The sequence below is a fragment of the Hydrogenophaga sp. T66 genome (genome assembly GCF_057219855.1).
The window spans coordinates 1617343-1642635 of the sequence record NZ_JBXVVX010000001.1; the positions used below are offsets into that span (position 1 = coordinate 1617343).

Annotated in this window: 20 protein-coding genes; 5 read left to right on the forward strand and 15 right to left on the reverse strand. The window is 67.2% G+C overall.

What is annotated here, in order from left to right:
• Positions 1–13: 13 nt before the first annotated feature.
• On the reverse strand, positions 14–2728 hold the full coding sequence (gene aceE, locus AC2D80_RS07445; protein ID WP_484632338.1) for a pyruvate dehydrogenase (acetyl-transferring), homodimeric type: 2715 nt from the start codon (positions 2726–2728) through the stop codon (positions 14–16).
• A gap of 179 nt (positions 2729–2907) precedes the next feature.
• Here aceE and AC2D80_RS07450 point away from each other — a divergent pair, with 179 nt between their 5' ends.
• The 3 genes from AC2D80_RS07450 (at position 2908) to folD (ending at position 7005) form a co-directional block, all read left to right on the forward strand.
• A complete protein-coding gene (locus tag AC2D80_RS07450) occupies positions 2908–5442 on the forward strand; it encodes a PAS domain-containing sensor histidine kinase (RefSeq protein WP_484632339.1) in 2535 nt (844 codons plus the stop codon).
• A complete protein-coding gene (locus AC2D80_RS07455) occupies positions 5439–6065 on the forward strand; it encodes a response regulator transcription factor (protein ID WP_484632340.1) in 627 nt (208 codons plus the stop codon). The genes AC2D80_RS07450 and AC2D80_RS07455 overlap by 4 nt, the downstream gene beginning before the upstream one ends.
• 88 nt (positions 6066–6153) lie before the next feature.
• Positions 6154–7005 carry a bifunctional methylenetetrahydrofolate dehydrogenase/methenyltetrahydrofolate cyclohydrolase FolD gene (gene folD / locus AC2D80_RS07460; protein WP_484632341.1) on the forward strand — a complete coding sequence of 284 codons (852 nt, stop codon included), beginning with the start codon at positions 6154–6156 and terminating at the stop codon, positions 7003–7005.
• Here the strand turns inward: folD and AC2D80_RS07465 are convergent.
• Both AC2D80_RS07465 and greA read right to left on the reverse strand, forming a co-directional pair.
• Positions 6993–7403 (reverse strand): DUF4149 domain-containing protein, encoded by a 411-nt coding sequence (locus tag AC2D80_RS07465; RefSeq protein ID WP_484632658.1) that lies wholly within the window; start codon positions 7401–7403, stop codon positions 6993–6995. The genes folD and AC2D80_RS07465 overlap by 13 nt on opposite strands.
• 40 nt (positions 7404–7443) lie before the next feature.
• Positions 7444–7920 carry a transcription elongation factor GreA gene (greA, locus tag AC2D80_RS07470; RefSeq protein WP_484632342.1) on the reverse strand — a complete coding sequence of 159 codons (477 nt, stop codon included), beginning with the start codon at positions 7918–7920 and terminating at the stop codon, positions 7444–7446.
• A 222-nt stretch (positions 7921–8142) separates the two neighbouring features.
• Between greA and AC2D80_RS07475 the strand changes: the two genes are divergently transcribed.
• Positions 8143–8538, forward strand: a complete 396-nt coding sequence (locus AC2D80_RS07475) for a type III secretion system chaperone family protein (protein WP_484632343.1) — start codon at positions 8143–8145, stop codon at positions 8536–8538.
• A 15-nt stretch (positions 8539–8553) separates the two neighbouring features.
• Positions 8554–11157 (forward strand): GNAT family N-acetyltransferase, encoded by a 2604-nt coding sequence (locus tag AC2D80_RS07480; protein WP_484632344.1) that lies wholly within the window; start codon positions 8554–8556, stop codon positions 11155–11157.
• Positions 11158–11211: 54 nt separating this feature from the next.
• Here AC2D80_RS07480 and carB read toward each other — a convergent pair whose 3' ends face one another.
• The 12 genes from carB to rseP all read right to left on the reverse strand — a co-directional run bounded on the left by carB (position 11212) and on the right by rseP (position 25288).
• Complete coding sequence (carB, locus tag AC2D80_RS07485) at positions 11212–14478, reverse strand: carbamoyl-phosphate synthase large subunit (RefSeq protein WP_484632345.1); 3267 nt, start codon at positions 14476–14478, stop codon at positions 11212–11214.
• Positions 14479–14495: 17 nt separating this feature from the next.
• Positions 14496–14858, reverse strand: a complete 363-nt coding sequence (locus AC2D80_RS07490) for a hypothetical protein (protein WP_484632346.1) — start codon at positions 14856–14858, stop codon at positions 14496–14498.
• Positions 14859–14866: 8 nt separating this feature from the next.
• A complete protein-coding gene (gene carA / locus AC2D80_RS07495; RefSeq protein ID WP_484632347.1) occupies positions 14867–16033 on the reverse strand; it encodes a glutamine-hydrolyzing carbamoyl-phosphate synthase small subunit in 1167 nt (388 codons plus the stop codon).
• 190 nt (positions 16034–16223) lie between these two features.
• Entirely contained in the window at positions 16224–17003 is a 780-nt protein-coding gene (locus tag AC2D80_RS07500) for a TrmH family RNA methyltransferase (protein WP_484632348.1), read from the reverse strand.
• Positions 17000–17626 carry a ribonuclease HII gene (gene rnhB / locus AC2D80_RS07505; protein ID WP_484632349.1) on the reverse strand — a complete coding sequence of 209 codons (627 nt, stop codon included), beginning with the start codon at positions 17624–17626 and terminating at the stop codon, positions 17000–17002. The genes AC2D80_RS07500 and rnhB overlap by 4 nt, the downstream gene beginning before the upstream one ends.
• Positions 17598–18743, reverse strand: coding sequence for a lipid-A-disaccharide synthase (lpxB, locus tag AC2D80_RS07510; RefSeq protein ID WP_484632350.1), 1146 nt, complete (start codon positions 18741–18743; stop codon positions 17598–17600). Before lpxB ends, rnhB begins: the two co-directional genes overlap by 29 nt.
• A gap of 5 nt (positions 18744–18748) precedes the next feature.
• Positions 18749–19543 (reverse strand): acyl-ACP--UDP-N-acetylglucosamine O-acyltransferase, encoded by a 795-nt coding sequence (gene lpxA / locus AC2D80_RS07515; protein WP_484632351.1) that lies wholly within the window; start codon positions 19541–19543, stop codon positions 18749–18751.
• Between the two features lie 18 nt (positions 19544–19561).
• Positions 19562–20002 carry a 3-hydroxyacyl-ACP dehydratase FabZ gene (gene fabZ / locus AC2D80_RS07520; RefSeq protein ID WP_484632352.1) on the reverse strand — a complete coding sequence of 147 codons (441 nt, stop codon included), beginning with the start codon at positions 20000–20002 and terminating at the stop codon, positions 19562–19564.
• A complete protein-coding gene (gene lpxD, locus AC2D80_RS07525) occupies positions 19999–21054 on the reverse strand; it encodes a UDP-3-O-(3-hydroxymyristoyl)glucosamine N-acyltransferase (RefSeq protein ID WP_484632353.1) in 1056 nt (351 codons plus the stop codon). Before lpxD ends, fabZ begins: the two co-directional genes overlap by 4 nt.
• Before the next feature lie 25 nt (positions 21055–21079).
• Positions 21080–21598 carry an OmpH/Skp family outer membrane protein gene (locus tag AC2D80_RS07530; protein ID WP_484632354.1) on the reverse strand — a complete coding sequence of 173 codons (519 nt, stop codon included), beginning with the start codon at positions 21596–21598 and terminating at the stop codon, positions 21080–21082.
• Positions 21598–23910 (reverse strand): outer membrane protein assembly factor BamA, encoded by a 2313-nt coding sequence (bamA, locus tag AC2D80_RS07535; protein WP_484632355.1) that lies wholly within the window; start codon positions 23908–23910, stop codon positions 21598–21600. The genes AC2D80_RS07530 and bamA overlap by 1 nt, the downstream gene beginning before the upstream one ends.
• Before the next feature lie 13 nt (positions 23911–23923).
• Positions 23924–25288, reverse strand: coding sequence for an RIP metalloprotease RseP (gene rseP / locus AC2D80_RS07540; protein ID WP_484632356.1), 1365 nt, complete (start codon positions 25286–25288; stop codon positions 23924–23926).
• Positions 25289–25293 lie beyond the last annotated feature (5 nt).

Sequence of the window (25293 nt, forward strand, 5' to 3'; positions counted from 1 at the left end):
GTTCGCGCGGCGCTCAGGCGTGCAGCGGGTTGATCTTGTCGGCCTTGATGCCGTAGCGGGCGATCGCCTCGGCCACCGCCGTCGCGGGCACGCTGCCCTCATCGGCCAGCGCCTTGAGCGCGGCCACGACGATGTAATGCCGGTTGATCTCGAAGTGCTCGCGCAGCTTGCTGCGGAAGTCGCTGCGGCCGAAACCGTCGGTGCCCAGCACCTTGTAGGTGCGGCCCTTGGGGATGAAGGCCCGGATCTGCTCCGCGTAGTTCTTCATGTAGTCGGTCGACGCGATCACCGGACCGCCGTGCGGCGCGAGTTGCTGCGTCACGAACGGCACGCGCGGCGCCTCGGTGGGATGCAGCAGGTTCCAGCGCTCGGCGTCCTGGCCGTCGCGGGCCAGTTCGTTGAAGCTCGGGCAGCTCCACACATTCGCCGCCACGCCCCAATCCTGCTCCAGCAGTTCCTGGGCGAACAGGCTCTCGCGCAGGATGGTGCCGCTGCCCAGCAGGTTCACGCGCGGCGTCTTTTTGGCGCCTTCCTTGAGCAGGTACATGCCCTTGATGATCTGCTCCTCGGTGCCCGGCACGAGCCCGGGCATGGCGTAGTTCTCGTTGAGCAGCGTGAGGTAGAAGAAGACGTTGTCCTGCTTCTCCACCATGCGCTTGAGACCGTGGTGCAGGATGACGCCGACCTCGTGCGCAAAGGTCGGGTCGTAGCTGATGCAGTTGGGGATGGTGCCGGCCAGGATGTGGCTGTGGCCGTCCTCGTGCTGCAGGCCTTCGCCGTTGAGCGTGGTGCGGCCGCTGGTGCCGCCGAGGAGGAAGCCGCGCGCCTGCATGTCGCCGGCCGCCCAGGCCAGGTCGCCGATGCGCTGGAAGCCGAACATCGAGTAGTAGATGTAGAACGGCACCATGATGCGGTTGTTCGTCGAGTACGACGTCGCCGCGGCGATCCAGCTGGCCATGCCGCCGGCTTCGTTGATGCCCTCCTGCAGGATCTGGCCGGCCTTGTCCTCGCGGTAGTACATCACCTGGTCCTTGTCGACCGGCGTGTACTTCTGCCCCTCGGGGTTGTAGATGCCAATCTGGCGGAACAGGCCTTCCATGCCGAAGGTGCGCGCCTCGTCCACCAGGATCGGCACGACGCGCGGGCCCAGCGCCTGGTCGCGCAGCAGCTGCGTCAGAAAGCGCACGTAGGCCTGCGTGGTGCTGATCTCGCGCCCTTCGGCGGTGGGCTCCAGCACCGCCTTGAAGTTCTCCAGCGCCGGCACGGTGAAGCTCTCCGAGCTCTTCGGGCGGCGCTTGGGCAGGTAGCCGCCCAGGGCCTTGCGGCGGTCGTGCAGGTACTTCATCTCCGGCGTGTCGTCGGCCGGCTTGTAGAACGGGATCTTGGGCAGCTCGCTGTCGGGAATCGGCACATTGAAGCGGTCACGCATGTAGCGGATGTCCTCGTCCGACAGCTTCTTGGTCTGGTGCGCGGTGTTCTTGCCCTCGCCGGCCTTGCCCATGCCGTAGCCCTTGACGGTCTTGACCAGCAGCACGGTCGGCTGGCCGGCGTGGTGATAGGCGCGGTGGAACGCGGCATACACCTTCTGCGCATCGTGGCCGCCGCGGCGCAGCGCCCAGATGTCGTCATCGCTCATCTTGGACACCAGCTCCAGCGTGCGCGGATCGCGGCCGAAGAAGTTCTTGCGGACGAAGGCGCCATCGTTCGCCTTCATGGCCTGGTAATCGCCGTCGAGCGTGTCCATCATGATCTTGCGCAGCGCGCCGTCCTTGTCGCGCGCCAGCAGCGCGTCCCAGTCGCGCCCCCACAGCAGCTTGATGACGTTCCAGCCCGAGCCGCGGAACTCGCCCTCGAGCTCCTGGATGATCTTGCCGTTGCCACGCACCGGGCCGTCCAGGCGCTGCAGGTTGCAGTTCACGACGAACACGAGGTTGTCGAGCTTCTCGCGCGCAGCCATGCCGATGGCGCCCAGGCTCTCGGGCTCGTCCATCTCGCCGTCGCCACAGAACACCCACACCTTGCGCTGGCTCGTGTCCGCGATGCCGCGGGCATGCAGGTACTTCAGGAAGCGCGCCTGGTAGATCGCCATGATCGGACCCAGGCCCATCGACACCGTGGGGAACTGCCAGAACTCCGGCATCAGCTTGGGGTGCGGGTAGCTCGACAGGCCTTTGCCGTCCACTTCCTGGCGGAAGTTCAGCAGCTGCTCCTCGCTCAGGCGCCCCTCCATGAAGGCGCGCGCGTAGATGCCGGGCGCGCTGTGACCCTGGATATAGAGCAGATCGCCGCCGTGGGTGCCGCCGGCGTCGGTGTTGTCGGCGTGCCAGAAATGGTTGAAGCCGACCGCAAACATGTGGGCCAGCGACTGGAAGGAGCTGATGTGGCCACCCAGGTCGCCGCCATCGGCCGGGTTCAGGCGGTTGGCCTTGACCACCATGGCCATCGCGTTCCAGCGCATGTAGGCGCGCAGCCGGCCTTCGAGCTCAAGGTTGCCGGGGTTGTGGGCCTCTTCCGCCGGCTCGATCGTGTTGACGTAGCCGGTGGTGGCGGAGAACGGCATGTCCACGCTGTGCTGGCGGGCTTCTTCGAGCAACTGCTCCAGCAGGAAGTGGGCGCGCTCGGGGCCCTCCCGTTCGATGACGGCGGTCAACGCCTCCATCCATTCGCGGGTTTCCTGGGTGTCGGGGTCGCCGGCTCCCGGGCCGATGTGGGGGGCGTTCGCGCTCATGCGTGTCTCCTGTGCGTCGTTGCGGTGAGGCAGGGTGGGCCTGCTGGGGCGGGATTCTTTCACAAGCGTTTCCGTTTTTCAATATCTGGATAAACGTTTCATATAGTGAACTTTGAAGGGGTATCCGGACGATGGGCCGCGCCGCGCCGGCGGCCCGCCTCACGTAGACTCGCGCCTCCATGGCCGCTCCTGCCACACGCCCCCCGATCGACGCCGCCCACGCCTCCGCGCCTTGGTGGAAGCGGTGGTGGCGGCGCCTGCCGCCGTCGCGCCAGGACCGGGTGGCCACGCTGGCGCCGCTGCTGTCGGTGCTGCTGTTCCTCACCGCCATCGCGGTGGCCATCACCTACCTGCGCTACGAGGAGCTCGAACGCGAGCAGGAGGCGGTGACGCGCGACGTCGAGTACGCGCAGCAGCGTTTGCGCCTGCGCCTGCTCGAGCGCCAGGAACAGCTGATGCGGCTGGCACGCGAAATCGACAACCGAGAGATCGACACCGAGGAATTCAGTTTCCAGGCCGAGACGCTGGTCAGCCAGTTTCCGGAGCTCCTGGCCATCACCTGGGTCGACGGACGCCGCACGGTGCAGGCAGGCTATGCGTCGCCCAGCGCACCGGCGGCGCTGTCCCGCCCGGTGGGCACCGCGCTGCGCCCCGACGAAACCGACGGCTCGTTCGACCTCGCGCGCGACCTGCGCCAGCCCATCTACTCACGCCCACTGAGTCTGGAAAACCGCACCGCCACGCTGATGTTGCAGGTGCCGCTGAGCGAACAGGGCCGCTTCTCGGGCACGGTCATGGGCGAGTACGCCGTCGACGGGCTGATGCGCTTTGGCATGCCGCCGGAGATCATGGCGCGCTACGCCGTGGCCCTGGTCGACGACGGCGGCAACGTGCTCGCGGGCAGCCTGCAGGCCCCCACGCCGGTGTGGCGCCTGCTCCCGTGGACGAACCCGCCGATGGAACACGAGGTGCCGGTCTCGCCGGTCGGCAATGGCCTGATCCTCAAGGCGCAGGGCTACCGCACCTCGCAAGACGTGGTCGGCACGGGCTTCTTCTGGGTGATCGGCGCGCTGTCGGCGCTGACGGTCTGGATGCTGATCGGCACCTGGCGCCACACCCGCCGCCGCGTGCAGGCGCAGCAGGCGCTGATGGCGGAGACCAATTTCAGGCGCGCCATGGAAAACTCCATGCTCACCGGCATGCGCGCGCTCGACCTGCAGGGCCGCATCACATACGTCAACCCGGCGTTCTGCTCAATGACCGGCTGGACCGAGGCCGAGCTCGTCGGCCGCACCGCGCCTTTCCCCTACTGGCCGGAAGAAGACCAGGACATGCTGATGGCGCGGCTGGAAGACGAGCTCAACGGCCGCTCCACGCCAGGCGGCTTTGAGGTGCGCGTGCGGCGGCGCAACGGCCAGATTTTTGACGCGCGGATGTACGTCTCCCCGCTGGTCGATGCGAAGGGGCACCAGACCGGCTGGATGACCTCCATGACCGACATCACCGAGCCCAAGCGCATTCGCGAGGAACTCTCCGCGTCCTACGAGCGCTTCACCACGGTGCTGGAGTCGCTGGACGCAGCGGTCTCGGTGGCGCCGCTGGGGAGCGACGAACTGCTCTTCGCCAACCGCATGTACCGCCTGTGGTTTGGCACCCGCGGCCAGGGCCACCGCCGGCTGGTGGACCGCAGCGGAGAGTCGACCGCGGCCGCCGGCGACGCCGAAGACCCGGTGGACGCCTTCGCCGGCATGCCCACCGAAACCCTCACCGACGCGGGCGCCGAAAACGCCGAGGTGTTCATCGAGGAACTCGACCGCTGGCTGGAGGTGCGCACGCGCTACCTCACCTGGGTCGACGGCCGGCTGGCGCAGATGGTGATCGCCAGCGACATCACGCCGCGCCGCCTCGCCGAAGAACAGGCCGCGCGCCAGGCCGAACGCGCCCAGACCGCCAGCCGCCTGATCACCATGGGCGAGATGGCGTCCAGCGTGGCCCACGAACTCAACCAGCCGCTGACGGCCATCAGCAATTACTGCAACGGCATGATTTCGCGCCTGCAGGAGCAGCGCATCTCCACCGACGAGCTGCTCGTCGCCCTGGAAAAGACGGCCCGACAAGCCCAGCGGGCGGGCCAGATCATCCAGCGCATCCGGGCGTTTGTGAAGCGCAGCGAGCCCAACCCCACGCCGTCGGACGTGGCGCAGATGGTGAGCAACGCGATCGAACTGGCCGACATCGAACTGCGGCGCCAGCAGGTGCGGCTGTCTTCGTACGTGGCCGCGCGGCTGCCGCTGCTGATGGTCGATCCGATCCTGATCGAACAAGTCCTCATCAACCTCATGAAGAACGCCGGCGAGGCCATCCTGCAGGCGGGCCGACCGGTGGGCGAGCGCTCGGTTGAGCTGCGGGTGGCGCCGCGCCGCGAAGACGGGCAGGACGTGGTCGAGTTCGCGGTGCGCGACTCCGGCCAGGGCGTACCCCAGGAGCTGATTGAACGCATCTACGAAGCCTTCTACAGCACCAAGAGCGAAGGCATGGGCATCGGCCTGAAGCTCTGCCGCAGCATCGTCGAGTCGCACCACGGCCGGATGCGGGTGGAGAACCTCTACAATGGCGACGAGATTGCCGGGTGCTGCTTCAGTTTTTGGATACCCGTCAATTCACGCCTGACGCCCAGCGCGCCGGCCCCGGCTGACACCGAGAGAGCGAGATGAGTCTGATCCCCAAAAAAGGCACCGTCTACGTGGTCGATGACGATGAGGCCGTTCGCGATTCGCTGCAATGGCTGCTCGAAGGCAAGGACTTCCGCGTCCGCTGCTTCGAATCGGCCGAGGCCTTCCTCTCCCGCTACGACCCCCGCGAAGTGGCCTGTCTGATTGCCGACATCCGCATGGGCGGCATGTCCGGCATGGAACTGCAGGATCGCCTGATGGAGCGGCAATCGCCGCTGCCCATCGTCTTCATCACCGGCCACGGCGACGTGCCGATGGCGGTGGAATCGATGAAGAAGGGCGCGCTGGACTTCATCCAGAAACCGTTCAAGGAAGATCAGCTGGTCACGCTGGTGGAGCGCATGCTCGACCGCGCCCGCGAGGCTTTTGCCACCCACCAGCAGGCCCAGAGCCGGGATGCCTTGCTGTCCAAGCTCACCAGCCGCGAGGCCCAGGTGCTGGAGCGCATTGTCGCTGGCCGCCTGAACAAACAGATCGCCGACGACCTGGGCATCAGCATCAAGACGGTCGAAGCGCACCGCGCGAACATCATGGAAAAGCTCGGCGCGAACACCGTGGCCGACCTGTTGAAGATCGCGCTGGGGCAGACCCCCGCCAAGGTCTGAAGAAGCCCGCCCGCCCAGCGCCCGCCTCCGGCGGGCGTTTCTTTTGCGCCCCGACCCTTTCTTTCCCCACCGCCTCCCGAGTCCAACCATGACCGCCCAACTCATCGATGGCAACGCTCTCTCACGTCACCTGCGCGCCGATGTGGCCCGACGGGTCCAGGCCCTGCAAGCACGCGGCGTGACGCCGGGTCTGGCCGTGATCCTGGTGGGCGACAACCCGGCCTCTCAGGTCTATGTGCGCAACAAGGTCAAGGCCTGCGAAGACACGGGCATGCGCTCGGTGCTGGAAACCTGGCCCGCCGCCATGACCGAGGCGGAGCTGCTGGCCCGTGTGGCGGCGATGAACGCCGACCCGTCCATCCACGGCATCCTGGTCCAGCTACCCCTACCCGCCCACATCGACGCCCAGCGCGTGATCGAGGCGATCGACCCGGCCAAAGACGTGGACGGCTTTCACGTCGCCAGTGCCGGGGCCCTGATGACCGGCCTGCCCGGCTTCTGGCCCTGCACGCCGCACGGTTGCATGAAGATGCTGGAACACATCGGCTACGACCTGCGCGGCAAACACGCCGTGGTCATTGGCCGCAGCAACATCGTGGGCAAGCCGATGGCCATGATGCTGTTGCAGGCCAATGCCACGGTCACGGTGTGCCACAGCGCCACCCGCGACCTGGCCAGCCACACCCGTCAGGCGGATGTGATCGTGGCCGCGGTGGGCAAGCGCAATGTGCTCACCGCCGACATGGTCAAACCCGGCGCGGTGGTCATCGACGTCGGCATGAACCGCAACGACGCGGGCAAGCTCTGCGGTGATGTGGACTTCGATGGCGTGAAGGCGGTGGCCGGCTGGATCACGCCGGTGCCCGGTGGCGTGGGTCCGATGACCATCACCATGCTGATGGTCAACACCCTGGCGTCGGCCGAGCGTCAGGCCGGCTGATCGGGCGCCGCCCGCGACAGCCGCCACAGCACCGCGCCGCTGCACACCCACTGCGCCAGCACCAGGGCGCTGCCGATCCCGTGCCACAGCGGCAGGTTGCCGCCAGTGGCGCGAGCACTCACGATGCGCGGCGCGACACCGAATTCCTGCACCAGCGCCAGCAACAACGCCAAGCAGACGATCCCCAGCGTCGCGAACCGGCGAGGTTCGGGCAACGCCCCCTGCTTGAGCAAGGCCAGCAGCGCTGCGCCAATGACGATGCCGGCCCAGCACTGCAAAGAAAACAGCTGGGCCGCCACCGGCCCGGCCACCGCCGGGCTGCCCAGGCGCGCAAACAGCAGCGGGACCGCCGCAAAGCTCAGTGCGGTGATGCCACCCCACCAGAGCGCGGCGAGCATGAGGGCGATGCGGTCGCGCGCGGCCACGGGCGGCCCCTGATCAGACGTAGCGCACCGCGACGATCTCATAGCGCCGGGTGCCGCCCGGCGCCTGAACCTCGGCGGTGTCGCCCTCTTCCTTGCCGATCAGGGCACGGGCGATCGGACTGCTGATGTTGATGAGACCCAGCTTCAGATCGGCCTCGTCCTCGCCCACGATCTGGTAGGTGACCGCCGCGCCGCTGTCTTCGTCTTCCAGCTCCACGGTGGCGCCGAACACGACTTTCCCACCGGCATCCAGCGTGGCCGGGTCGATGATCTGGGCGGCCGACAGCTTGCCCTCCACCTCGGCAATGCGGCCCTCGATAAAGCCTTGCCGGTCCTTGGCGGCGTCGTACTCGGCGTTCTCACTCAGATCGCCCTGCGCGCGCGCCTCGGCGATCGCCGCAATGACGCCCGGACGGTCAACGGTCTTGAGGCGGTGCAGCTCTTCCTTGAGCTTTTCCGCGCCGCGCTTGGTGATGGGAATGGTGGCCACAGGCAGTCTCCAAAAGCAAACCGCCGGGCGTTGCCGCGCGGCGGTGTCGTGCGGCGGATTATGCCGCGAAATCCCCCGGTGTCATGGGGCCCGCGCGGGAGCCCGGGCAGCGGCCGTATGGCTGCACCGCAGACCCGTCGGTAAGGTCTCCCGCGCCGGGTGGACAACCAACCGGCATTCACCGCCGCGCGCTGCGCACCCACCATCCAGGGAGAAGCCCCCATGACCCACCAAGACTATGTCAACCTCATCGCCGGCCTGTTCAAGACCGCCGGTGTCACCGGCACGCCCGATGCCGCCGTGAACCACCTGAGCGTCGCCGGTTCCACCATCGGCCTGATTTACGACGAAAGCCAAGCGCCCAACACGGTGTTCGTCTTTGTCGACCTGGGCAACCCCAACCGCGCTGATCTCGACCACCGACTGCTGCTGAGCAACGCGGCGATTGCGGGCGAAAGCGCCGGCTTCGGCCACTTCGCGCGCTGGGAGGACACCGGCTCCGTCATCTACCGGGCCGCGCTCCCCGTGACCCCCAAGACAACGCCCAATGAACTGGGGCAGGCGATCTCCGCGTTCCAGGCCGCGGCGCACGAGCGCTTCCAGCAAGTGTCCAGCTGATCGGAGGGTATCGCCATGTTTCCCAAATCGTCCGCCACCTGGGCACGCTGGAACCCCGCCGCCGTGCATCCCAGCAAACTGCCGACACCGAAGTCCCCGCCGAAATTCACCGCCCACCCCGGCGGAGGCTTCCGGGTGCGCCACATCACCATGCTCGCCGATCGATCGAACGCCGGCCAGCCCAGCACAGACAAACCCGACCTCGCGTTCGGCGTGTCGCCGGCAGAAATCAAAGCCATCGCACAGATCTCCAGCCTGACCAAGGCTGCCGCGCTGCCGGACGTGCTCCAGCGCCTGGGCATCGTTCCCCTGGCCGCCCCGAAGCCCGCGTTGGAAGACCTGCATCTTGTCAGCCACGTCCAACCCGACCCCAAGACCACGCCCTGGCTGCACGGCACCCTGATTGAACCGGCCAAGGCGACCCTGGGCACGCTGCGGGAGGGGCACGCCCGCATTCTCCTGACCCTGGTCGAGGCCGAGGCCAGGTACGCGCCGCCTTCCCAAGTGCCGTTCAACATCGACACCGCCGACCTCAACGGCCTGCACAACCACCTCACCCAAGCCATCGCCAACCCGGCGCAGCCGCTGCGGATGATGAAGAAGTTCCTGACGGAGCTCGCGCGGTATGAGGCCACGGGCGACCCGGGCGTGGAGAACCTGTCCCTGGAACTCAGCTTCTGCCGGGACGCGGCCAGCCTGGTGGCGGTCGCCGCCGCCTACTTCACCGCGGGACCCGACGGCTTCCTGAGCTTCCGCAGCACGCCGACGGAAGAAACCGATGCCACGCTCAAGGGCCTGCGCGACGCCCTGAAAGCCGAACTCGCGGAGGCCACCAAAAAGGAAACCGCCCATCTCGACGCCCTTCGCAAGTCACCCAACTACGCCGATTTCCTCAAGGCCTCCGGCCTCGATGCCACCGTGTTCGAGCGGATCGCCCGCGGTTTGCTGGCCCGCGGCCTGATCTTTGAGGCCATCTTCCACAGCAAGGACGACCACCGCTGGGGCGTCGACTGGTTCCAGCACCTCGGCGAACGGCTCAAGACCTGCCACGGCGACGAAGGCGTGGCCTGCACGCTGTACTTCAAGGACACCTACATCCCCGGGCCCATCACCCACGTGGCCATGGCCGCGTTCAGCGCGCAGGGCGATGTGCTGATTTCCCACCAGGAAACCATCCACTATGGCAAGCCTGGCATGGTCGAAGGCATCACCCTGGCCACGGCCGGGCTGCCGGCCGACAGCTTCGACACGACGGATCTGTTCACCGTCATCCAGAACCGCGATGCCAAGAACCCGATCAAGCGCGAAGAACTGCCCATCTTCCACTCGTACATCGCCAGCGGACCGCCCCTGGCGCAGTTCACCACCCTGCGCAGTTTCTCCAAAGCGCGCGATTTCGTCGAACGGGCCGCGGCCCAAAGCCGCTCGGCGCTGGGCATCAAATGGCTTTACGGGGTCGATCCGAGCCAGCCGCTGGGCGAACTGGTGGGCGCTGTCCGCAAAGGCAAGATCCCGGTGGACGAGGCTTTGCTCGAACGGTTCCGGCAGGACTTCCGGTTCGGCCGCCACGGCGCTCTGCCGCCGCCGGGCGCGGTGAACGACTTTGTCCCGGGCATGTACGTCAACAACTGCGGCTACTTCACCGTGCTGACGCTGAAGGCCGGCAACAGCCCCGCGCTGGACGGCTGGACCTACCACGACGACATGGACCTGACCGACATGGCAGCCGTTCTCATTGACCGGGGGCTCAGTCCCAACACCGACCCAGCCATCGTCCACTGGATGCGCGAGGCCGGCGTGCGGTTCAACGCCAAGACGGGGCGCGCCGAGCGCCACCCGGGCAGCTTCCTCATCCTGGGCAGCCGTTACGGCTGGGGCAATGCCGCGCCCGGCACGCCCCACACCTACGCCGCACACGTCGAACGCAACCCGCCCAAGGACCCCAAGGAAGACGCCGCCGCACGCGCCAAGGCGATCGAGTTGGGACAAAAACAAGCGGAAGCCGGCCGCGCCAGCTATGCGGCGGTAGCCGACTTGAACCTGCCGAAGTGGGTGGTGCGGGTGCTCACCGCAGAGGACTGGCCGATCGTGGAGGCACTGATCAATTCAATGAGTGATGAAGATGTGTATTACCGCTGGTTTACCTTCAAGCCGGCCGCGATAGCCAAAGAACAAGCCGGATTTCCGGGCGGTCCGAAACACCCGTCCGGTGCGGTCCATTTCGGTGTGTTCGATCCGAACGGAACATCACTGATTGCCTATGGAGACGTGGCGATGATCTCGGCACAGCGAGCGACAGCGGGACTGGTCACCAGCCCCCAACATCGCCAACAAGGTTGCGGCACGTTCGCGATGGGATGGGTCGTCGACCATCTCCGGAACCGAGGAGTCACTGAACTGGAATCCTTCTTCTCAGCGACCAACAGGAAGGTTTACAAGCTTCTGAGCTCGCTAAAGCTGGCCGAACTGCCTCCGGATCCCACGCCGGACGGCTTCCGGAAGGACTACACCACCTGCACCGTCATCAACCGCCTTGACCCGCCCGATTCGAAAAGCATGGCGCGAGAAGAGCAACATCGCCGCATCAGCAGCGGCTGGAAGCCCCCGGTCAAGCACTGAGGCGGTTCATGTCCGGTGAGGCGCGCCGCACGCCTCACCGGATTCAGGCCGTGCTCAGAGCTGGGCGTGCATCTCCTGGACGGAGATCACGCCCAGGTCGTTCATGTGCTTCATGCCCTCCACCGCGGCCTCGGCGCCGGCGATGGTGGTGAAGGTGGTCACGCGGGCCAGCAGCGCAGACGTGCGGATGGCGCGCGAGTCGGCGATGGCATTGCGGCGCTCCTCGACCGTGTTGATGACCAGGGCGATGTCGCCGTTCTTGATCATGTCCACGATGTGCGGGCGGCCTTCGGTCACCTTGTTCACCGTCTGCACCGGCACGCCGGCAGCGGCGATGGCTGCGGCCGTGCCACGGGTGGCCACCAGGTCGAAGCCCATGGCCACCAGCTGGCGAGCCACTTCCACCGCGCGCGGCTTGTCGCCGTTCTTGACGGTGAGGAACACCCGGCCGCTGGTGGGCAGGCGTGTGCCGGCGCCGAGCTGGCTCTTGACGAAGGCTTCGCCAAAGGTCTTGCCCACACCCATCACCTCGCCGGTGGACTTCATCTCAGGCCCCAGGATGGTGTCCACGCCAGGGAACTTGACGAAGGGGAACACCGCCTCCTTGACGCTGAAGTACGGTGGCGTGACCTCCGCGCCGATGCCCTGTTCGTCCAGCGTGCGACCGGCCATGCAGCGCGCGGCCACCTTGGCCAGCTGGATGCCGGTGGCCTTGGAGACAAAGGGCACGGTGCGCGAGGCGCGCGGGTTCACTTCCAGCACAAAAATCAGATCCCGCCCATCGACCTCCTGGATCGCGAACTGCACGTTCATCAGGCCCACGACCTGCAAGCCTTCGGCCATGGCCGCGGTCTGGCGCTTGAGCTCGTCCACCGTGGCCTTGCTCAGGTAGTACGGTGGCAGCGAGCATGCCGAGTCGCCGCTGTGCACCCCGGCCTGCTCGATGTGTTCCATGACCCCGCCGATGAACACCCGGCCCGCGCTGTCGCGCACGGCGTCGACGTCGCATTCGATCGCGTCGTTGAGGAAGCGGTCGAGCAACACCGGCGAGTCGTTGCTGACCTTGACGGCCTCGCGCATGTAGCGCTCCAGATCGCGCTGTTCATGCACGATCTCCATCGCGCGGCCGCCCAGCACGTAGCTCGGGCGCACCACCAGCGGGTAGCCCAATGCCGCCGCCTTCTCCAGGGCCTCCGCTTCGGTGCGGGCAGTCGCGTTGGGTGGCTGGCGCAGCCCCAGGTCGTGGAGCAGCTTCTGGAAGCGCTCGCGGTCCTCGGCGGCATCGATCATGTCCGGCGTGGTGCCGATGATGGGCACGCCGTTGGCCTCCAGACCGAGCGCGAGCTTCAGCGGCGTCTGGCCGCCGTACTGCACGATCACGCCCGCCGGCTTTTCCTTGTCCACGATCTCGAGCACGTCTTCCAGCGTCAGCGGCTCGAAGTACAGGCGGTCGGAGGTGTCGTAGTCGGTGGAGACGGTTTCCGGGTTGCAGTTGACCATGATGGTCTCGTACCCGTCTTCGCGCATCGCCAGCGCCGCGTGCACGCAGCAGTAATCGAACTCGATGCCCTGACCGATGCGGTTCGGGCCACCGCCCAGCACCATGATCTTGCGCTTGGCGGTCGGCTCGGCCTCGCACTCGGCATCACCGTGGCCTTCGTAGGTGGAGTACATGTAGGCCGTGTTGGTGGCGAACTCGGCGGCGCAGGTGTCCACGCGCTTGTAGACCGGGCGCACACCCAGCGCGCGCCGGCGCTCGCGCACCGCGGCGTCGGTGGTCTTGAGCAGCTTGGCCAGGCGGCGGTCGGAAAACCCCTTTTTCTTCAGGCCGCGCAGCGTGTCGGCGTCCAGCGAGCCCAGCGCCGCCTCGCCTTTTTCGGCGGTCAGCGCATCCATCGCCAGTTCCAGCTTCACGATCTCCTCGATCTGCACCAGGAACCACTTGTCGATCTTGGTGAACTGGTGCACCTCGTCGATCGTCCAGCCCGCGGCAAAAGCATCGCCGACGTACCAGATGCGCTCCGGCCCCGGTTCGCCCAGTTCCTTCTCCAGCGTTTCGCGGTCCTGCGTCTTCTCGTTCATGCCATCCACGCCAACCTCCAGGCCGCGCAGGGCTTTCTGGAAGCTCTCCTGAAACGTGCGCCCCATCGCCATCACCTCGCCCACGCTCTTCATTTGCGTGGTCAGGCGGCTGTCCGCGGCGGGAAACTTCTCGAACGCAAAGCGCGGGATCTTGGTGACCACGTAGTCGATCGAGGGCTCAAAGCTCGCGGGCGTGGCGCCGCCGGTGATCTCGTTGCGCAGCTCGTCCAGCGTGTAGCCGCAGGCCAGCTTGGCCGCCACCTTGGCGATCGGGAAACCCGTGGCCTTGGAAGCCAGCGCCGAAGAACGCGACACGCGCGGGTTCATCTCGATGACGACCATGCGCCCGTCTTTCGGGTTGATGGCGAACTGCACGTTCGAGCCACCGGTGTCCACGCCAATCTCGCGCAGGACGGCGAGCGACGCGTTGCGCAGGATCTGGTACTCCTTGTCCGTGAGCGTCTGCGCGGGTGCCACCGTGATCGAGTCGCCGGTGTGCACGCCCATCGGGTCGAGGTTTTCGATGGAGCAGACGATGATGCAGTTGTCCGCCTTGTCGCGCACCACCTCCATCTCGTACTCTTTCCAGCCCAGCAGGGATTCCTCGATCAGCAGTTCATTGGTCGGCGACGCCTCCAGACCGCGCTTGCAGATCGTCTCGAACTCTTCCGGGTTGTAGGCGATGCCGCCGCCGGTGCCGCCGAGCGTGAAGCTCGGACGAATGACCACCGGGAAGCCCACCGTCTTTTGCACGGCCCAGGCCTCGTCCAGGCTGTGGGCGATGCCGGAGCGCGCGGAGCCCAGACCGATCTTGGTCATCGCGTCCTTGAACTTCAGGCGGTCTTCGGCTTTGTCGATGGCGTGCGGCGTGGCGCCGATGAGCTCCACGTTGTACTTGTCCAGCACACCTTGGCGCCACAGGTCGAGCGCGCAGTTGAGCGCGGTCTGGCCACCCATCGTGGGCAGGATGGCGAAGCCGCCGGCGGTCTGAGGCCGCTCCTTGGCGATGATCTTCTCCACCGTCTGCCAGGTGATCGGCTCGATGTAGGTCACATCCGCCGTCGCCGGGTCGGTCATGATGGTCGCGGGGTTGCTGTTGATCAGCACCACGCGGTAGCCCTCTTCGCGCAGGGCCTTGCAGGCCTGCACGCCGGAGTAATCGAACTCACAGGCCTGGCCGATGATGATGGGGCCCGCGCCGATGATGAGGACGGTCTGGATGTCGGTTCTTTTGGGCATGGTGGGGTCGCGCCTTCTCAGGCCGCGCGATGGGTGTCCAGGTGGTTCTTGAGCGCCTGCAGGCGCTCAGCGGGCATGTTCTTCTGCATCAGCTGCAGCAGGCCGTCGCCGTCGATCAGTGGGCGCAGCACTTCGGCTTCGGCCTCGGTGAAGGTGGCATCCCAGCCGGCGAGTTCGCTGGCAAACACGTCGTCGTCCCAGGTCTTGCCCTTGGCCAGCAGCGTGATGAGCGGCATGGCCTTGTTCTCCAGGAAGGCCTTGCGGTAGGGCTTCTGCGCCCAGCGTTGGGCAAACCATTCGCGATGCGGCGAGGCCAGCGTGAGCTGGCGCTTGGCGATCGCCTTCTCCACCAGCGCCTGCGGGAACGAAAACAGCTTCATGCCAGGTCTCAGGCGGTGGCCGGCACACGGGCCTGCATCAGGTCGATAAACCGGTCGAACAGGTAGCCGATGTCGTGCGGACCGGGCGAGGCTTCCGGGTGGCCCTGGAAGCAGAAGGCCGGGCGATCGGTGCGGGCCAGGCCCTGCAGCGTGCCGTCGAAGAGGCTGACGTGCGTCGCGCGCAGGTTCGCCGGCAAGCTCTTCTCGTCCACGGCGAAACCGTGGTTCTGGCTGGTGATCGACACTCGGCCGCTGTCGAGGTCCTTGACCGGGTGGTTGGCGCCGTGGTGGCCGAACTTCATCTTGAAGGTCTTCGCCCCGCTGGCCAGCGCCATGATCTGGTGGCCCAGGCAGATGCCGAAAGTCGGTACGCCGGCTTCAATGATCTCCCGGGACGCAGCGATCGCGTAGTCGCACGGCTCTGGGTCACCGGGGCCGTTGGAGAGAAACACACCGTTGGGCTTGAGCTTGAAGACGTCGGCCGCCGGCGTCTGCGCGGGCACCACAGTGATCTTGCAACCGCGTGCACTGAGCATGCGCAGGATGTTGCGCTTGACGCCAAAGTCGTAAGCCACGACGTGAAACCGCGGAGCGATCTGTTCGCCGTAGCCAAAGCCCAGCTGCCACTCGGTTTGGGTCCACGGGTACGGGGCGTTGGCACTGACGACGCGCGCGAGGTCTTGACCGGCCATGCTGGGCGCCGCCTGGGCGGCAGCCACCGCAGCGGCGCGGTGAGCGTCGGTGATGGCTTCGCCGGGCGGCAGCGCCAGGATGCAGCCGTTCTGGGCGCCGTGCGTGCGCAGGCGGCGGGTGAGCGCGCGCGTGTCAAGGTCGGCGATCGCGACCGTGTTCTCGCGCTGCAGGTACTGGGACAGCGTGGCCTCGCTGCGGAAGTTGGAGGCCAGCAGGGGCAGGTCCTTGATGATCAGGCCAGCGGCGTGCACGCGGCTGGCTTCCACGTCTTCACCATTGACGCCGGTGTTGCCGATGTGCGGGTACGTCAGCGTGACGATCTGCCGGCAGTAGCTGGGGTCGGTGAGGATTTCCTGGTAGCCGGTGAGCGAGGTGTTGAACACCACTTCACCGGTGGTCTGACCGGTGGCGCCGATGGAGACGCCTGCAAAGACCGTGCCGTCGGCGAGCGCAAGAAGGGCTTTCGGGTGGACGGGCAGCACGGGATTCTCCAGGTGTGGCGCGCGTGCCCGAGGCCGGCGGCGGTGCCCGCAGGTCTGCCTCCCTCGGCGCGCCGCCGGGCGGGCGCATCGGGAATCAGCGGAAGGGGTGAGGTGCCGGGGCGCGCGGGCGTGGCGCCGATTGCGGGTAAACCTCGGGATTATAGCCCGGCAGACGCGGGCGCTGCCCGCGTCAAGCGGCTTGCTGAGCCGCGCTGGCGTGCAGACAGATCGCCGCGGCGGCTGCCACGTTGAGGGACTCTTCCCCCCCGGGCTGCACGATGCGCACGAACGCGTCTGCCCGGGCGGTCAGGGCCTCGCCCACGCCCTGCCCTTCGTGCCCCATCACCCAGGCGCACGGCCAAGGCCAGGTACGACGATGCAGCCAATCCCCCCGGTGCGAACTCGTCACCAGCAAAGGCACCCGCAGGGCCGCCAGGTCATCGACCTCGAGCCCTTCGATCAGGTGCAAGCCGAAGTGAGCACCCATGCCGGCACGCACCACCTTGGGCGACCAGAGCGCGGCGGTGCCCCGCAGCGCCAGCACCTGACGAAACCCGAAGGCGGCTGCGCTGCGCAGAATGGCACCGACGTTGCCCGCGTCCTGCAAGCGGTCAAGCACCACCGTCGGAGCGTCGGGCTCCAGCGACTCGGGGGCTGGCAGCGTCCAGAGCGCCCCCAGCGCCGCCGGACTCTCCAGCCCGCTCACGCCAGCCATCACCGGGTCGGGCAGGCACACGACCTGCTCCACGCCATCGAGCCACGTCGGATCAGCCGCAGCGAGGCCACGCTCGGTGCCGACCACCGCAGCGGCCCGTCCGCCACGGACCACCAAAGCCCGCAACAGGTGATCGCCCTCCAGCCAGACCTGCCCCTGGCGGCGATACGCGGTGCTGTCCTGCGCGAGCGCGCGCAGTTTCTTGACCAGCGGGTTGTCGCGCGAGGTGATGTGCTGCGTGGTTGAGGGCTTCATGGCCGGGTGTCCAGCAGTTGGGCCACCGGGGCAAAGGAGCGGCGGTGCTCCGGCAGCGGACCGAAACGGCGCAGCGCCGCGAGGTGCTCGGCCGTGCCGTAGCCTTTGTGGCGGTCGAAGCCGTAATCGGGGTGACGCTCGTGCAGCGCGTCGAGCTGACGGTCCCGCGTGACCTTCGCCAGAATGGAAGCGGCGGAAATGGCGGGCACCAGCGCGTCGCCCTGCACGATCGCCTCGGCCATCACATCGAGGGCAGGCAGCCGGTTGCCGTCGACCAGCACCTTGGCCGGCTTCAGGCGCAGCCCCTGCACCGCCCGGCGCATGGCCAGCAGGGTGGCCTGCAGGATGTTGAGGCTGTCGATCTCGGCCACGCTGGCCTCGGCCACGCTGCAGCACAGGGCCTTGGCCCGGATTTCGTCGTAGAGCGCGTCGCGCCGGCGCGGCGTGAGCCGCTTGGAATCGGCCAGGCCGCGGATGGGATGCAGGTCATCGAGGATCACCGCGGCGGCCACCACCGGCCCGGCCAGCGGCCCGCGGCCGGCTTCATCCACGCCGGCGAGCAGCCCGGGCACGTCCCAGGCCAGCGCAATCTGTTCAGGCGGACAGGACTTTTTCGATCGCATCGGTGGCCAGCCGCGCGGTATCGCGGCGAAGGGTGTCGTGCAGGTGGGTGAAGCGCTCAGCCACGCGGGCGGTGCGTTGCGGGTCATCGAGCCAGGCCAGCGTGTCGCGGGCCAGCGTTTCGGGGGTCGCGTCGCCCTGCAGTCGCTCCGGCACGACGAACTCGCCACACAGGATGTTGGGCAAACCCACCCAGGGCTGCAGCCGCTGACGACGCATCAGCCACCAGGACAGCAGGTTCATGTGATAAGCGATCACCATCGGACGCTTGAAGAGCGCGGCCTCCAGCGTGGCGGTGCCGCTGGCGATCAGCGTGGCGTCGCAGGCGGCCAGCGCGGCGTGCGACTGACCGGCCAGCACCCGCAGGCGCGGCCCAAGCCCTGCCGCAGCGACGTGGCGATCGATTGCCGCCCGCAGCGCTGGCACGGCCGGCAACACGAACCACAGATCGCTGCGCTGCGCCAGCATGCGGCCCGCTGCCGCCAGAAAACGGGCGGCCAGGTGTTCGATCTCCGACGCCCGGCTGCCTGGCAACAAGGCCACCACCGGCGCATCGGGCGGCAAGTCCAGGGCCGCCCGCGCCGCCGCGCGGTCCGGCACCGTCGGGATCACCGCGGCCAGCGGGTGTCCCACGTAGGTAGCGGCGATGCCGTGCGCGGCCAGAAGGTCGGGCTCGAACGGGAAAATGCACAGCACATGGTCGGCGCTCGCACGGATCTTGGTCACCCGCTCCGGCCGCCACGCCCAGACCGAGGGGCAGACGAACTGCACCGTCTTCACGCCTTCGGCGCGCAGCCGGGCTTCCAGGTCCAGGTTGAAGTCGGGGGCATCGACGCCGATGAACGCCGCCGGCCGCGGTCCGTCCAGCAGACGCTGGCGCAAGCGATCGCGGATGCCCACGATCTCGCGGTAGTGCCGCAAGACTTCGACGTAGCCCCGCACCGCCAGCTTGTCGCTGGGCCACCAGGCCTCGAAGCCCTGCTCCCCCATGCGCGAACCGCCAATGCCCACCGCCTGCAACGCGGGCCAGCGCTGACGCAGCCCGCCGAGCAGCAAGCCGGCGAGCAGGTCGCCAGACGCCTCGCCCGCGACCAGGGCAAAACGTGGGTCCTGCGCCATGGAAATCAGCGGACGATGCCGCGCTGGGCCGACGTACCGCGCAGGAACTCGAGCATCAGGGCCACATCGGGCTCGGACTCGGGCTTTTCGGTCGGCAGCTGGGCGATGCGCTGCATGGCGCCGTCGAGCGTGAGGTCGTCGCGGTAGAGGGCCTTGTGCATGGCCTTGACCGCGCTGATCCGCTCCGGGCTGAAACCGCGGCGGCGCAGCCCTTCAAAGTTCATCGACCGCGCGCCGGCCGGCTGGCCTTGCGTCATCACGAACGGCGGCACATCGGCAAACAACAGCGAACACATCGCCGTCATGGCGTGGGCCCCGATGCGCACGAACTGGTGCACCACGGTGAAACCGCCGAGGATCACCCAGTCGCCCACCTCGACATGGCCGGCGAGCTGGGCGTTGTTGGCAAATATCGTCTTGTTGCCCACCACGCAATCGTGGGCGAGGTGCACATAGGCCATGATCCAGTTGTCATCGCCGACGCGGGTCACGCCCCGGTCGCCCGGGCTGCCGATGTTGAAGGTGCAGAACTCGCGGATGGTGTTGCGGTCGCCAATCACCAGCTCACACGGTTCGCCGGCGTACTTCTTGTCCTGCGGGATGGCGCCGAGGGAGTTGAACTGGAAGATCCGGTTGTCCCGTCCGATGGTCGTGTGGCCCTCGATCACGCAGTGGGGGCCGACCGTGGTGCCCGCGCCGATCTTCACGTCCGGACCAATCACCGTGTAAGGGCCGACCGTGACCGAGCCGTCGAGCTCGGCCCGCGGATCAACCAGCGCCGTGGGGTGGATGTTGGACATGCGCGCCCTCCCCGCGGGTCAGGCGATGGTGCGCATGGTGCACATCAGCTCGGCCTCGCACGCGACCTCGCCAGCTACCCGCGTGACACCCTTGAACTTGAAGATGCCTGCTTTCATGCGGTCCAGCGACACGTCCATCACCAACTGATCCCCTGGCTCCACGGGCCGCTTGAATCGGGCGCCGTCAATGCCGGCGAAGTAGTACACGGTCTTTTCGTCGGGCGTGACGCCGAGCGTGTCAAACGCCAGCAACGCCGCGGCCTGCGCCATGGCTTCGAGCATCAAGACGCCGGGCATGACCGGGCGGTGGGGGAAGTGTCCGGTGAAAAACGGCTCGTTGATGGTCACGTTCTTCAAGGCCTGGATACGCACGCCCTTTTCCACCGACAGCACACGGTCCACCAGGAGGATCGGGTAACGATGAGGGAGTTGCTTGAGGATCTGGTGGATGTCCATCATGGTGTCGGGTCGGCGGGCGGAGGGGCCGGATCGAGCGCGCGCTCGAGGGCCTTGAGGCGCTCGCGCAGCCGGTTGAGCTGCTTGAGCGAGGCGGCGTTTTTCTCCCAGGCGGCATTGTCGTCGATGGGAAAGACGCCGGTGTATTGGCCGGGGCGGAGCAACGAACGGGTGACCACGCTGGCGGCCGACACATGAACCCCGTCGGCGAGCGTGAGATGGCCCAGCACCACCGCGCCGCCCCCAATGGTGCAGCCGGCGCCGATCGTCGCACTGCCGGCGACGCCGACGCAGCCGGCCATCGCGGTGTGGTCGCCCACGCGAACGTTGTGTCCGATCTGGATCAGGTTGTCGAGCTTGACGCCGTTGCCGATCACGGTGTCGTCCAGCGCACCACGGTCGATGCAGGTGTTGGCCCCGATTTCCACGTCGTCGCCGATGCGCACGGCGCCGAGCTGTTCGATCTTCACCCACGCTCCGTCGTGGGGGGCAAAGCCAAAGCCGTCGGCACCGATCACCACACCGCTGTGCACGATGCCGCGCGCGCCCAGGTGGCAGTCATCGCCCACCGTCACGCGCGACGCCAGGCGCGTGCCACCACCGATGCGCACCCGCGCGCCGATCACACCGTGTGCACCGACCTCAACCCCGTCGCCGAGCTCCGCGTCGTCGCCGACCACGGCCAGGGGACCGATCGATACGCCCGCACCCAGCCGCGCAGACGCCGCGATCACGGCCGTGGGATGAATACCGCCCACGGCGCGAGGGCGGTGCGCAGCCCGCCACCACTGGGTGAGTCGGGCAAAGTACAAGTAAGGGTCGGGGGCGACGATGCACGCCCCACGGAGGGCCGCCGCCTCACGCAACGCCGGGGAAACGATGAGAGCCGATGCACCGGTGGTGGCGAGTCGGCTGGCGTACCGCACGTGGGCCACGAAGGCCAAGGCGCCCTCACCGGCTGTGTCGAGCGGAGCGAGGCGCTGGACGCTCAGTTCGCGCGGCCCCAGAAGCTCGCCGCCCAGGGCGTCGACGATGGCGCCCAAGGTGACTGCCACGTGAACCGCTCCGGCGCCCGGCGACTTACTTGGCGCTGTTCAAGCCGTTGATCACCTTGTCGGTGATGTCGTGCTTGGGGTTGATGTACACGGCCTCCTGGAGCACCAGGTCGAGCTTGTCGCTTTCGGCGAGCTGGCGGATCACGCGGTTCGCGCGCTCCAGCACACCCTGCAATTCCTCGTTTTTGCGCAGGCTCAGGTCTTCCTGGAATTCGCGCTGCTTGCGCTGAAATTCACGGTCCTGCTCAGCCAGCTGGCGCTGACGGCTGGCGCGCTGGGCTTCAGGCAGCGTAGGTGCCTCGCGCTCAAACTTTTCGGACGCCGTCTTCAGCTGGGCCGCGAGGTTCTGGATCTCCCGCTCACGTCGAGAGAACTCCTGCTCCAGCTTGGTCTGCGCAGCCTTGGCCGCGTTGGAGTCCCGCAGGATGCGCTCGAGGTTCACATAACCGATGCGCAGGTCGGCCGCGGCCACGCTCAGGCTGGCCACAGCCAGCGCGGCGGCCACCACGAGGTGGCGATTGAACAGGCGGGAAAAGGTCTTCATCAGAATGAGGTTCCGATCTGGAATTGGAAGCGCTGGATTCTATCGCCGTCGAGTTTGCGCACCGGGTTGGCCACCGCGAAGCGCAGCGGTCCGATGGGCGAGATCCAACTCAAGCCCACACCCACGGAGGCACGCAGGGTGGAGGCGGACAGCGGCTCGTTCGGCCCCCACACGTTGCCCACGTCAGTGAAGGCAAATACCCGCAGGGTGCGATCGTTCCCCGCGCCGGGAAAGGGCGCGATGAATTCGGCGTTCAGCGCCAGGCTGCGGTTGCCGCCGATGTTGACCTGGTCGGAGGCGCCGGTGACCGGCGAACGCGGACCCAGGGTGCCCTGGTCGAAACCACGGACCGAACCCAGACCGCCACCAAAGAAGTTCTTGAACAGCGGGTAAGGACGACCGTTGAGCCCTTTGCCGTAGCCGACCTCGGCGTTGAAAGCCAGGGTGTACTGCTTGGTCAGCGGCACGTACTGCTGGAACTGGTAATTCGCCTTCACGTAGCGCGCGTCGCCGGCGATGGACAACTCGGTGTTCAGTCGCTGGAAGCGGCCCTCCGTGGGCACCAAGGAGCTGTCGCGGCTGTCGCGGGACCAGCCGATGGTCAGCGGAATGGTGTTGCTGGATTGGCCGAAGTCACGGATGTAGTCGCGGTACGCGTCGGGAAGCAGGTTGCCCTCCTCGATCGTCGTCTGCTCGACGCCGGCGCCGAAGAACACCGTGTCCTGCTCGGTGAAAGGCACGCCGAACCGGATGGAAACACCCTTGGTGATCAGCCGGTAATCGCCCTCCTGGTTCTGGAAGGGGCGGGTCGTGCGGTAGTAGCCGTCAAAGCTGCGCGACACGCCGTCCGCCGTGAAATACGGGTCGGTGGTGCTGACCACGATCTGGCGATTGAACTTTGAGGTGTTGATGTTCAGGCCGAGGTAATTGCCCGAGCCGAACACGTTTTCCTGCTGGATGCCGGCGATGATGGACAGCTTCTCGGCCTGCGAGTAACCGGCGCCCAGCGAGATGTTGCCGGTGGGCTTTTCCTGCACGGCGACGATGAGGTCAACCTGATCAGGGGCGGCAGGCACCGGCTGTGTGTCCACGCCCACCTGGGTGAAGAAACCAAGCCGGTCGACGCGGTCGCGCGACAGCCGGATGCGGTCGCTGTCGTACCACGCGGACTCGAACTGTCGGAACTCACGGCGGATCACTTCATCGCGGGTGCGGTTGTTGCCCTCGATGTTGATGCGGCGCACATACACGCGGCGCGCCGGTTGCCCGCGCAACACGAAGGCCACGCGCTTGCTGGCGCGGTCGATGTCGGGCGTCGCCTCGACCTGGGCGAAGGCGTAGCCAAAGGCGCCGTAGTACTCGGTGAAGGCCTTGGTCGTGGCGGTCACATCTTCGACGTTGTAGGCTTCGCCGGGCTTCATGCGCACCAGCGCCTTGAACTCATCCTCGCGGCCCAGGAAGTCGCCCTCCAGCGACACGCCGGAGACCACATACCGATCGCCCTCGGTGATGTTGAGGGTGATGGACATCGACTGCTTGTCGGGGCTGATGGCCACCTGCGTCGAATCGACCCGGAACTCCAGGAAGCCGCGCGTGAGGTAATAAGAGCGCAGGGTTTCGATGTCGGCGTTGAGCTTGGCGCGCGAGTAGCGATCGGACTTGGTGTACCAGCTCATCCAGTTGCCGGTGTCCAGATCAAAAAGGTCGCGCAGGGTCGATTCGGAGAAGGCGCGGTTGCCGACGATGCGGATCTCGGTGATGCGGGCGATCTCACCCTCGGTCACGGTGAAGTTGAGGTTGACGCGGTTGCGCTCGGCGGGCGTGACCGTGGTGACCACCGTGGCGCCGTACATGCTGCGCGAGATGTACTGGCGCTTGAGTTCCTGCTCGGCGCGGTCGGCCAGCGCGCGGTCGAAGGGGCGTCCGTCGGTGAGGCCGATGTCGCGCAAGGCCTTGCGCAGGGTCTCGTTGTCGAACTCCTTGACACCGGTGAAGCTGATGTCGGCCACACTGGGGCGCTCTTCGACGATCACCGTCAACACGTCGCCCGACACCTGCAGGCGGACGTCGCTGAACAAGCCCAGGCCGAACAGCGCGCGGATGGCGGCCGTGCCCTTGTCGTCGTTGTACTGATCCCCGATCCGGAAAGGCAGCGACGCGAAGATGGTGCCGGGTTCCACACGCTGCAGCCCCTCAACACGGATGTCGCGCACGACGAAAGGGTCGACGGCCCAGGCCGGCAGCGCGGCCAGCAAAGCCGACGCGAGCGCAGACAGGGACAGGCCGCGCAAAGCGTTCTTCGGAAGTTTCATGAGGAGGGTGCGTTCAGCCGGCGAGGCGGGCGACATCGTTGAACAAGGCGACAGACATAAGCGCCATGAGGACCACGACACCGCCGCGCTGCAGGCGTTCGAGCCAGACGTCAGGCACGCTGCGTCCGGTGATCGCCTCGTAAAGATAATACATCAGGTGTCCCCCATCGAGGACCGGCAGCGGGAGCAGGTTCAACACGCCCAGACTGACGCTGATCAGCGCCAGAAACACCAGGTAGGCGGTCAGGCCCACGCTGGCGGACTTACCAGCGTAGTCCGCGATCGTGAGCGGGCCGCTGAGGTTCTTCAAGGACGCCTCGCCAATCAGCATGCGGCCCAGCATCTTCAGCGTGAGCCACGAGACTTCTGCCGTCTTGACCACGCCTTGCACCAGCCCGTCGACCGGACCATGGGTGACGGTGGTCATGGCAGGCGCGGCGCCGATGTAGGCGCCAACGCGACCGACTGTCTGGCCCTGCGCGGCTTCGACTGCCGGCGTCACGGCGATGCTGAGGGGCTGACCGTCTCGCTCGATTCGCCAACGCTGCGTCACGGGCTCGCCGCCCGGTCCGACGGCGCCGCGGATCACCGAGCGAAGATGCTGTCCGTCGACGATGGGGGCTTCGTTGACCGCCAGCACCCGGTCGCCCTCCCGCAACCCGGCGGCAGCCGCCGCGCCACCGTCCATCACGCGGCCCACACGAGCCTCGCTGAAAGGGGCCGTGATGCCGATGCGCTGAAACAGGGCCGCATCCGCTTCGCGCACGTCGAGGCTGCTGAGCGCCAGCGTGACCGGACGCGGCGGCGCGTCGGCCGAGGGCGCCACCCACAGGACCAGGTCTTGCCCATCGAGCGCAGCCTGCGTGAGACGCCAGCGCAGGTCCTCGAAGGAACGTACCGGGCTGGCATCGGCTTCATCAGCGCCGGCGCGCTGCACCCAGTCGCCGGCACGCAGACCGGCACGCTCGGCGACCGACGCCGCCACGGGCGCCGACAACACCGGTTGCGGCTCGTCCACACCGATCCAGTTGACCACCGCGTAGATCAGAACCGCCAGCAGCAGGTTGGCGGCCGGCCCAGCCGCCACGATGGCCGCCCGGGCGCGCAGCGGCTGCGTGTTGAACGCCAGGTGCCGCTCGGCGGGATCGACCGGCGCCTCCCGTTCGTCGAGCATGCGCACGTAACCACCCAGCGGCAGCATCGCGACCACGAACTCGGTGTCGCGGCCCGGGCGCTTGAAGGTCAACAGCGGCTTGCCAAAACCGACCGAGAAACGCAGCACCTTCACGCCACACGCCACGGCCATGCGGTAGTGCCCGTATTCGTGCACCGCAATCAGCAGGCCCAGGGCAACGATGAAAGCGATGACGGTGAGCATGGCAA